A 2,634-nucleotide genomic window follows, 5' to 3' on the forward strand; every position below is an offset into this window, starting at 1 on the left:
CCCCCCCCCCCCCCTCCCCCCCTCTTCATCCCTCGACGCCCCCACACCCGCTTCCCCCGCCTCCCCCCCCCCCGCCCGGCTTTCTCCCCCCCCCGGCCCGGTGGGTGGTGCGGGGAATCAGCCGAGGGTCAGCGCGGTGTCATCGACCACGAAGGAGGTCTGCAACGAGCTGTCCTCGGTGCCGCTGAACGAGACGGTCACCGTCTGCCCGGCCAGCGAGGAGACGTCGAAGGTCTTCTGGCTGTAGCCGCTCGCGGCGTTGACGTTGGAGTACGTGGCCAGGGTGGTGGAGCCCGCCTTGACCGTCAGCTTGTCGTACGCCGTGCTGCCGGACTCCGAGGTGTCGATGTGCAGCCAGAAGCTGAGGGTCGCCCGGCATCCGGCGGGAATCGTGACGGACTGGCTCAGCGTGTCGGTGTGCGTGGTGCCGTAGCCGTTCAGCCATGCCTTGTAGCTGCCGCCGTGCGCCGCCTCGGAACTCGAGCTGGTGATCACGCCGGAGCTGGCGGACCAGCCGGTGCTGCCCGACTCGAAGCCGGGGTTGGCCAGCTTCTGGCCTGAGCAGCCACCCGGGCCGCCGGTGGCGGTGGCCGTCGGCGTCGGGCTGGGCGTGCCGCCGGTGCAGGTCGGGTCGCCCGACTGGGCCGGCACGCTGACGGCGTCCCAGGCCGCCTTGACGGTGTTGAACTGGGTGCAGCTGCCCGGGAAGAGGTTCTTGGCCGCGGTCAGCGTCCAGGTGCGGTACTTCAGGTACGACGACGAGCTGGTCTTGAGCAGCATCGCGTTGTACATGATCTTCATGGCGGTCTGGATGCCCAGGCCGGTGATCGTGGTGCCGTTGCAGGTGCTGCTGGTCGGCTGGCCGTTGGTCGGGTTCGTGCCCTCGGCGAGCAGGTAGAACCAGTGGTTGCCCGGGCCGGCGGCCGCGTGCACCTCCTGGTTGGGGATGCTGCTGGAGTAGCAGTTCGCGTCGCCCAGCGCGGACGGGTTGTACATGTTCCGGATCGGCCCGCTGCCGACCAGGTTGATCTTCTCGCCGACGGTGAAGTCGGGAGCGTCGTACGACGACGACTGGTTGGCGTACCACTCGGTGGCCGCGCCGAAGGTGTCCGCGACGAACTCCTGGGTTTTGCCGCCGGAGATGCCGCCCGGGGTGTGGTCGTCGATGCCGTGCCCCATCTCGTGGCCGAGCACGTCCATGGAGCCGATCCACTGGCCGGCGGTGTTCTTGCCGATCTGGACCTGGGAGCCGTCGTAGTAGGCGTTCTGGTCGTTCAGGCCGACCCGGATCGGCCAGGCGCCGCCGCTGCCGTCCATCGCGTTGCGACCGAGCCACTGGGACAGCATCTTGACCTCGGTCTGCGCCGAGTACAGCGCGTCCACGCAGCCGGTTTCCCGGCTGGTGGCGTTGCCGTTGCCCCAGGCGTCGTCCGGGCCGGAGAACGTCGTGTTGTTCGCGGCGTCCTGGCAGCTCAGGTTGGTGACCGTCGGGTCCTTCAGCGAGTACGTGCCGCCCGACTGCGTGGTGCTCAGGGTGAGTGGGTTCGGGCCGTTCCAGGCCGCGGTGCCGGTGCCGGCCACCACGTGCTCCTGGGTGCGCAGCACCTTGCCGGTGGCGGCGTCCACGTCCACGGTGAGCCGGCTGTAGCCGTCCGGGCCGGTGCCCCGGACGGTGGTCTCCCAGGCCAACGTGGGTGCGGAGTCGAGGGTGAAGACCACCAGTCGGGTGCCCTCGACGGCGGTGACCGAGCGGAGCTGCCTGCGGGCGGTGGCCTCGGCCGATCCGGCGGTGAGCCGGGGCACGATGTCCAGTCCGGTGATGGTCTGTTCCTGGGCCACCGAGCTGGCGACCACCTGGCCGCTGGTGTTGGTGGCGATCACGAAGTCGCCGCCGATGACCGCCAGGCCCTTGTAGGTCCGGTCGTAGGGGATGTACTGGGTGCCGCCCGACGAGATCACGGCATGCTGGACGAAGGCGTCGTCGGCACCGGCGTGCAGGAACGACGGTCGGTTGGCGACCAGTGCGGACGCCGCCCCGGCGGCGAGCGACCGGGCCTGGGCGGCGTCCGGGGCGGGAGCCGGTGGCGCGGCCTGGACGGCCATCGCGGTCCCGGCGGCGGCCAGTCCGGCCGCCACCACGCCGCTCAGCGCGGTCCGGCGGAATGAGAGCTTCAAGTGGCGCTCCTGGGTGTCTGTGGTACGCGCTCAGGTAGGAGTCACGGACCATGGGGGAACACAGAGACGGTGGGGTGGTCGTCTCTCCGGAGCTGCCGGCGTGCCCGGTTGTCTGATCGACCAGCCAGCCATTGGCGGCTGTGCATACGCACAATCACATATGCAGATGTCGCGATCAATACGTCCGGGCCAGCAATTTCCGTCGGGCGTGGGGGATCGTCCCAGCCGGTCCGGATATGACGGTCAAGACACCCGCTGGGCGTGGAGAGTTACAGCGTTCGGCCACGGAACGGTGTAACAGGTGAGTGACGGCGGCGCAACATCCGCGTCATGCCGGAAAAGCAACGGGCCCGAAGGGGGGGGGGGGAGAAACCAGGGGGTGCACCACCCCCGGGGCACGAGAGGGAGCGGCCAAAAACCGCGTCGCGAAACGACGGGGGTGTGGGATTACTGCGGCAC

1 protein-coding gene is annotated in these 2,634 nt (G+C 69.7%); it reads right to left on the reverse strand.

All coding sequences use genetic code 11. From position 1 onward, the window contains the following. Window positions 1-117: 117 nt before the first annotated feature. Window positions 118-2,175, reverse strand: a complete 2,058-nt coding sequence (locus tag ACXN5W_RS30210) for a M4 family metallopeptidase (protein WP_473161792.1) — start codon at window positions 2,173-2,175, stop codon at window positions 118-120. Window positions 2,176-2,634 lie beyond the last annotated feature (459 nt).

This window comes from Plantactinospora sp. A48, from assembly GCF_055793945.1.